At 67.8% G+C, this 6555-nt stretch carries 8 protein-coding genes; 1 reads left to right on the top strand and 7 read right to left on the bottom strand.

Annotation, left to right across the window (positions count from 1 at the left end):
* Positions 1-575 (bottom strand): hypothetical protein (locus tag AC1DQJ_RS19790; protein ID WP_477606494.1); only part of this gene is annotated, 575 nt, incomplete at its 3' end.
* Positions 576-747: 172 nt separating this feature from the next.
* On the opposite strand from AC1DQJ_RS19790, the gene AC1DQJ_RS19785 reads away from it, so the two are divergent.
* Positions 748-1908: a YihY/virulence factor BrkB family protein gene (locus AC1DQJ_RS19785; RefSeq protein WP_477606492.1), complete on the top strand. Its 1161-nt coding sequence runs from the start codon at positions 748-750 to the stop codon at positions 1906-1908.
* Between the two features lies 1 nt (position 1909).
* Here the strand turns inward: AC1DQJ_RS19785 and prfA are convergent, their stop codons facing one another.
* The 6 genes from prfA to AC1DQJ_RS19755 form a co-directional block, all read right to left on the bottom strand.
* Entirely contained in the window at positions 1910-2986 is a 1077-nt protein-coding gene (gene prfA / locus AC1DQJ_RS19780; protein ID WP_477606490.1) for a peptide chain release factor 1, read from the bottom strand.
* A gap of 122 nt (positions 2987-3108) precedes the next feature.
* The gene (locus AC1DQJ_RS19775; protein WP_477606488.1) at positions 3109-3402 is read right to left on the bottom strand and encodes a hypothetical protein; all 294 of its coding nucleotides are present in this window, start codon (positions 3400-3402) and stop codon (positions 3109-3111) included.
* A gap of 107 nt (positions 3403-3509) precedes the next feature.
* Positions 3510-3983 carry a hypothetical protein gene (locus tag AC1DQJ_RS19770; protein WP_477606486.1) on the bottom strand — a complete coding sequence of 158 codons (474 nt, stop codon included), beginning with the start codon at positions 3981-3983 and terminating at the stop codon, positions 3510-3512.
* Entirely contained in the window at positions 3980-4456 is a 477-nt protein-coding gene (locus AC1DQJ_RS19765; RefSeq protein WP_477606484.1) for a hypothetical protein, read from the bottom strand. The genes AC1DQJ_RS19770 and AC1DQJ_RS19765 overlap by 4 nt, the downstream gene beginning before the upstream one ends.
* Positions 4457-4526: 70 nt before the next feature.
* Entirely contained in the window at positions 4527-5669 is a 1143-nt protein-coding gene (ispG, locus tag AC1DQJ_RS19760; RefSeq protein ID WP_477606482.1) for a flavodoxin-dependent (E)-4-hydroxy-3-methylbut-2-enyl-diphosphate synthase, read from the bottom strand.
* Between the two features lie 58 nt (positions 5670-5727).
* Positions 5728-6510: an LOG family protein gene (locus tag AC1DQJ_RS19755; protein ID WP_477606480.1), complete on the bottom strand. Its 783-nt coding sequence runs from the start codon at positions 6508-6510 to the stop codon at positions 5728-5730.
* Positions 6511-6555 lie beyond the last annotated feature (45 nt).

The raw sequence follows: 6555 nt of genomic DNA, 5'->3' as shown, positions 1-6555 counted from the left end.
GCCGCGTCGCGCGCCAGCATCCGGAAGTCCTGCGTGTACTTGCCCTCGGAATTGCCGGTGCCGCGCTTGTCGTAGACGAAGACGCCGACTCCGTTGGCCGGCCAGGCGCGCTGCTCGAAGTAGCGATCGCGGCCGGAATAGTCCTCCGAGCCATGGACCAGAATCGAGATCGGGACCGCGCCGGCGCCCTGCGGCAGCACCAGCCGCCCGGCCAGTTTCACGCCGTCGCCCTGGAAGGTGGTGTCGACCACCTGGAACTTGAGCTTCTGGCCCGTCTGGCGGCCGAAAGAGATCTTGGCCTCGTCGCAGGTTCCGAATGCGACCGGGACCTGATCGGGCTGCTCGCTCCAGCCGCGGCGGCTGACCCAGCCCCCGGCGGCGTCCGGCTTCAGTTCGCCGGTGCGCCCGTCCATTAGCCGCCAGCGTAGCGCGTCCTTGGTCGGCGCCACGTCGACAAGCGCGCCGTCAGCCAGCCGATAGGCGCCGACGTGGCAGGCGCCGGCAGGCTCGGCGGCTTGAGCGCCGGCCGCCTGGGCAACGGTCATCGCTGCGGCGATTGCGATCCAGGTTTTCATGCGGTCTGCTCCTATCCGGGCAATCAGGGCCTCGACCGTGCTGGGAGTCCAATGACGGATCGGTAAGGCTTGTCGGGAACGGGTGGCAAGCAGGGGTGTTTCTGGCGCTCGGCTGTCGGAAGACGGGGAATAAATGGCGCAAAACGACGACAGGAGCCTGAGGAGCCGCGCCGTGTCGTTGTTCTGGCGAGCGGCCCCGTGGGTCGGCCTCGTCGCCATGACCGAACTCTGGCGGCGCGGTCGCGGCGGGGCTCCCGGCGGGCTCAGCGTCGACGCCATCGCCCATCCCGAGGCCTTCGACCAGGCCGAGCCGGGCAGGGGGCGCGTCGCCCCCGGTCCGCATCGCATCCCACCGCTCGGCTGGAAGGATATCGCCTGGCGGACCTATCAGGAGATCGGACGCGACCGCCTGCCGTCGGTGGCCGGCGGTGTGACTTTCTTCACCCTGCTGGCCCTGTTCCCGGCCATCGGCGTGTTCGTGTCGCTCTATGGGATCTTCGCCGATCTCGACGCCGTCCGGCGCCAGCTCGACGACCTGTCGGTGGTGTTTCCGGATGAGGTGATCAGCATCGTCGGCGACCAGATGCTGCTGCTGGCCAGCCGCCCGCCCGCGACGCTCTCGCTGGCGTTCCTGATCAGCTTGGCGCTATCGGTCTGGTCGGCCAACGCCGGCATGAAGGCGCTCTTCGAGGGGCTGAACATCGCCTATGACGAGGACGAGAAGCGCAACTTCGTCAAACGCACGGCCCTGACCTACGGCTTCACCTTCGCGGCGCTGGTCTTCCTGGTGCTGATGACCGCCATCCTGGTGGCCGCGCCGCTGGGCTTCGACCGCCTAGGTCTGCAGCAGCTTGCGGCGATCTGGATCCCGCTGCGCTGGCTCAGCTTGCTGCTGCTGGCGGTCTTCGCTTTCACCATCGTCTATCGCTATGCGCCGTGCCGGGCGCGGCCGCGCTGGCAGTGGGTGGTGGTCGGGGCGACGGCGGCGGCGGTGTTCTGGCTGGGCGGCTCGCTGGGTTTTTCCTGGTACCTCAACAACATCGCCCATTTCGACGTGACCTACGGTTCGCTGGGCGCGGTCGTGGCCTTCATGTCCTGGATCTGGTTCTCGGTGATGGTCGTGCTGCTGGGCGCCGAACTCAATGCCGAGATCGAGCACCAGACAGCGCTCGACACCACGACGGGTCCGCCGCAGCCCATGGGCGAGCGCGGCGCGGCCATGGCCGACAGCGTCGGCCTAGCCTTCCATCTCAATATCTCGCGGATCACCGAGAAGGCCGTCGCCGACAGCCGCCGCCAGGCCGACAAGGTGCGCCGGGCGTTCAGGCGCTAGGCTAGTTGAACTCGTCTTCCAGCGCCGCGAGGCGGGCGGCCTGGTCCTCGGCGATCAGTGGATTGATCACGTCGTCGAGCGACTCGCCCTCCATGACCTTGGCCAGGTTGTAGAGGGTCAGGTTGATCCGGTGGTCGGTGACCCGGCCCTGCGGGAAGTTGTAGGTGCGGATGCGCTCGGAGCGGTCGCCGGAGCCGACCTGGCTCTTGCGCGCGTCGGCGCGAGCGCTGTCCAACGCCTCGCGCTGCTGATCGTACAGCCTGGCCTGCAGCACCTTCATCGCGCGGGCCCGGTTCTGGTGCTGCGATTTCTCCGATGAGGTCACCACGATGCCGGTCGGCAGGTGGGTGATGCGCACGGCGGAGTCGGTCTTGTTGACGTGCTGGCCGCCGGCCCCTGACGAGCGGTAGGTGTCGATGCGCAGGTCCGCGTCGCGGATTTCGATCTCGACGTCCTCGACCTCGGGCAGCACCGCAACGGTGGCGGCCGAGGTGTGGATGCGGCCGCCGGCCTCCGTCTCCGGCACCCGCTGCACGCGGTGCACGCCGCTCTCGAACTTCAGGCGGCCGAACACGCCGTCGCCGGTGATCGAGGCGATGATTTCCTTGTAGCCGCCCATTTCGCCCTCGGAGACGCTGTCGATCTCCACCCGCCAGCCCTTGGTCTGGGCGTAGCGCTGGTACATGCGGAACAGGTCGCCGGCGAACAGCGCCGCCTCGTCGCCGCCGGTGCCGGCGCGCAGTTCGAGGATAGCCGAGGCGTTCTCGTCCTTGTCCTTGGGGGCCAGCAACAGGGCGACGTCGCGCTCCAGGCCGGGCAGGCGTTCATTCAGCGCGGCCAGCTCGTCCTGCGCCAGGGCCGCCATGTCGGCATCGCCCGCCTTGGCCATTTCTTCCAGCTCGGGCAGCTCCTCGCGGGCCCGGGCGACGGCGGTCACCGCGTCGGCCACCGGCTTGAGCTCGGCGTGCTCCTTGGACAGGCGGACGATCTCGACGCCGTCGGTCGCCGCGCCCATGCGCGCTTCGATCTCGCGGAAGCGGTCGAGGACCTGATCGAGTCTGGCCTGGGGAAGTCGCACGAGTGTCCAGTCGCCGTTGAAAAGGGAAGGGACGCCTCTTAGCGCCCTCGCCACCCGCCTCCAACGAAAAAGGCCCCCTCCTTGCGGAGAGGGCCCTTCCGATCCGTGTGAACGGATAGGTCTTAGACGCGGACGCCCGTGAGCGGGGCCGAGCCGAAGGCGCCGAGCTTCACGTTGCCGCTCATGCTGTCGCCGGCCACGGTCGCGCTGAACTCCAGCGTCATCGGCATCGGTTGGGTGATGGCGGTCGACCAGGTCAGGGTGTCGCCCGCGACCTTGCCTTCGATGGTTTGCTCACCCATGCGGCCCTTGGTCGAGCCGGTGAAGGTGTCGCCGCTGGTCGTGATGGAGGCCTCGACCTCCTGCGCGCCCATGGGCGAGTTGATCGTGATCTTCCAGTTGCCGTCCGCGGACATATGTCCCTCCCTGGGTTTAGGCGGGCACCTAACCAAGGCTACGGGTTGAGCGCAAGAGGTGACGCGGGCGTCATCTTTGACAAAACTCAAATCCGAAAAGCGCGGCGTCACGCCGCAGGCTGGGGCCGCAGAGCTTCGAACTCGAAACCGACCGCCCTGAGCGCCCGGCCAAGGCCAAGCATTCGGTCGTAGAACTCGTTCGCCGCGTCCATCATGTCCGGCGAGGTGAAGACCGCGGACGGCGCGATCAGGCCGCCCTGGACGCGCTCGACGATCCCCAACTGCAGGAAGGCGTCGACATAGCGGGCGATGATCTCGGCAGGCGCGCCGATCGCCTTCTGCAGGGCGGCGTCGGTGATCGGCATGCTGCCCTTGTCCGGGCCGATGCGGTGGAGCCCGGCATAGCGCTCGTCGCCGAGCAGGTTCTCGCCGTTGGCGCTCCAGATCGTCGTGAAGACCAGCAGGGCGAACATGTCGCCGCCGTGCAGGCGGGCGAAGGAGTGCAGCGCGTTGAGGATCTCGAAGGTGCCGGTGCGCAGCACCGCCCGTCGGTTGTCGGCCTCGGAACTGAACACGCTCATGACCGCTCCGCCGCAGCCTGATCGCCGAACGAGAAACCGGCGGCCCGCATGGACTGCACCATGGTCACCACATGGCTGTAGAGCTCGTTGGCCCCGTTGAGCATGTCCGGCTGGGTGAAGACCGCCGTCGGAACCACCAGGCCCCCGGACCGCTCCTCGGCGTAGCCGCGCTTCAACAGCCGTTCGACATAGGTCTGCAGGATCTCGTCCGGCATCGGCACGGTGCGGCGCAGGTCGTCCATCGCGGCGGGCTTGCGCTGGGCGTCCGGTGGAATGTTCTTGAGCTCGCCGTAGCGCGGATGGCCGATCAGGTGCTGGGTGTTCAGCACCCAGAGCGCCGTGAAGACCAGATACTCGATGACGTCGTCGTCATGGACCCGCGCCATGGAGGACGAGATCCGCGTCATCTCGTAGGCGACGATGCGGACGACAGCCCGGCGGTTATCGGTCGCTGCGGGGGAAATACTGGTCACGACACACACACCTCGGCACTCACATCCGAAGTGAGCCTAACCCGCTGTTAGCGAACAATAAGTGAAGCGATTACTCCGCCGCTTCCAGTGCGGCCGCCTCGGCCTTGGCCAGCTCGGCGGCCTTGGCTTCGACCAGTTCGACGATGTGGTCGACCATCCGCTCGTTGTCCATCTTGTGGTCCGGCTTGCCGGCCAGATAGACCATGCCCGCGCCCTTGCCGCCGCCGGTGAAGCCGACGTCGGTCATCAGCGCCTCGCCCGGGCCGTTCACCACGCAGCCGATGATCGACAGGCTCATCGGCATGGCGATGTGGGCCAGTCGCTGCTCCAGCGCCTCGACCGTCTGGATGACGTTGAATCCCTGCCGCGCGCAGGACGGGCAGGCGATGATGTTGACGCCCCGGTGGCGCAGACCCAGCGACTTCAGGATGTCGAAGCCGACCTTGATCTCCTCGACAGGGTCGGCGGCCAGGCTGACGCGGATGGTGTCGCCAATGCCGGCCCAGAGCAGCGAGCCCATGCCGATCGACGACTTCACGGTGCCGGTTCGCATGGCGCCGGCTTCGGTGATGCCGACATGCAGCGGGCAGTCGATGGCCTCGGCCAGTTGCTGATAGGCCGCGACGGTCATGAAGACGTCCGACGCCTTCACGCTGATCTTGAACTCGTGAAAATCGTTGTCCTGCAGGATGCGGGCGTGATCGAGGGCGCTCTCGACCATGGCCGCCGGGCACGGCTCGCCGTACTTCTCCAGCAGGTGCGGCTCCAGCGATCCGGCGTTGACCCCGATCCGCATCGAGCAGCCGTGGTCGCGGGCGGCCTGGATGACTTCCTTCACCCGCGCGGCCGAGCCGATGTTGCCCGGATTGATCCGCAGGCAGGCGGCGCCGGCCTGGGCCGCCTCGATGCCGCGCTTGTAGTGGAAGTGGATGTCGGCCACGAGCGGGACCTTCGACTCGCGGGCGATGGTCTTGAAGGCCTTGGTGGAGTCCTCGTCGGGGCAGGACACCCGCACGATGTCGGCGCCGGCCTCCTCGAGCTGACGGATCTGCCCGATCGTCGCCGCCGCGTCCGCCGTCAGCGTGTTGGTCATCGACTGCACGGTGATCGGCGCGTCGCCGCCCACCTCGACATTGCCGACGCGGATCTTGCGCGAGACGCGGCGGTCGATGGCGCGCCAGGGACGGACGTGGGTGTGGTCTTGAACGCTCATGGCCTGCGAAAATAAGGGTTCTTCCGGCAAAACGCGAGGCCGCTGCGCGCCGCAGGGCCTAGCGGGCGGGCGGCGGCTGCTCAATAACCTCGCCGGGCTTGAGCCCGCAGGCGAGAAGCGAGGCCCAGACCTGCTCGGCGGTCTCGGCGAAGCGGAACAGGTCGAGGTCGCTGGCCTTGATCATGCCCTCGGAGATCAGCACGTCGAAATTGATGGCTGCGCGCCAATAGGCTTCGTCGAACAGCACCACCGGCATTTTCGGGGCCTTGTCGGTCTGGCGCAGGGTCAGGATCTCGAACAGTTCGTCGAAGGTGCCAAAGCCCCCCGGGAACACCACCAGGGCGTTGGCGCGCATGGCCAGGTGCATCTTGCGCATGGCGAAGTAGTGGAAGCGGAAGGTCAGTTCCGGCGTCGAATAGGCGTTGGGCTCCTGCTCGAACGGCAAGGTGATGTTGAAGCCCACTGACGGGGCCCCGGCCTCGGATGCGCCGCGGTTGGCCGCCTCCATGATTCCCGGGCCGCCGCCGGTGGCGATGACGTTGTCGCGCGGCTGGCCGTGCAGGGCGCCGCCGCGTTCGGAGGCGATCTTGCCGAACTCGCGGGCGGCCTCGTACCAGCCGGCGTGGCGTCCCGGGCCGTTCGGCGCGATGCGGGCGCTGCCGAACACCACGATGGTCGAGCGCACGCCCCAGGCGCGCAGGGCCTCCTCGGCCTTGGCGTATTCCAGCAGGAAGCGCACGCCGCGCATCGAGTCGCCGAGCAGGAAGTCTTCGTCCAGCGCCGCCAGCCGGTAGGAGGGCGAGTCGATCTGAGCCCTGTTGCCGAGTTTGTCGCCAGCCACCATGCCTTGGCCTCCGTGAACGCCGAGGGGCCAACTACGCCGATC

Source organism: Phenylobacterium sp. P4_E10 (assembly GCF_056401675.1).
Note: the sequence above shows the minus strand (reverse complement) of the source record. Positions and strands in the feature narration are given on the sequence as shown.

What these genes read in the sequence shown, in the direction of transcription:
- AC1DQJ_RS19775 (WP_477606488.1), bottom strand. Translation starts at nt 3,402, where the DNA reads ATGTCCGCGGACGGCAACTGGAAGATCACGATCAACTCGCCCATGGGC.
- AC1DQJ_RS19770 (WP_477606486.1), bottom strand. Translation starts at nt 3,983, where the DNA reads ATGAGCGTGTTCAGTTCCGAGGCCGACAACCGACGGGCGGTGCTGCGC.
- ispG (WP_477606482.1), bottom strand. Translation starts at nt 5,669, where the DNA reads ATGAGCGTTCAAGACCACACCCACGTCCGTCCCTGGCGCGCCATCGAC.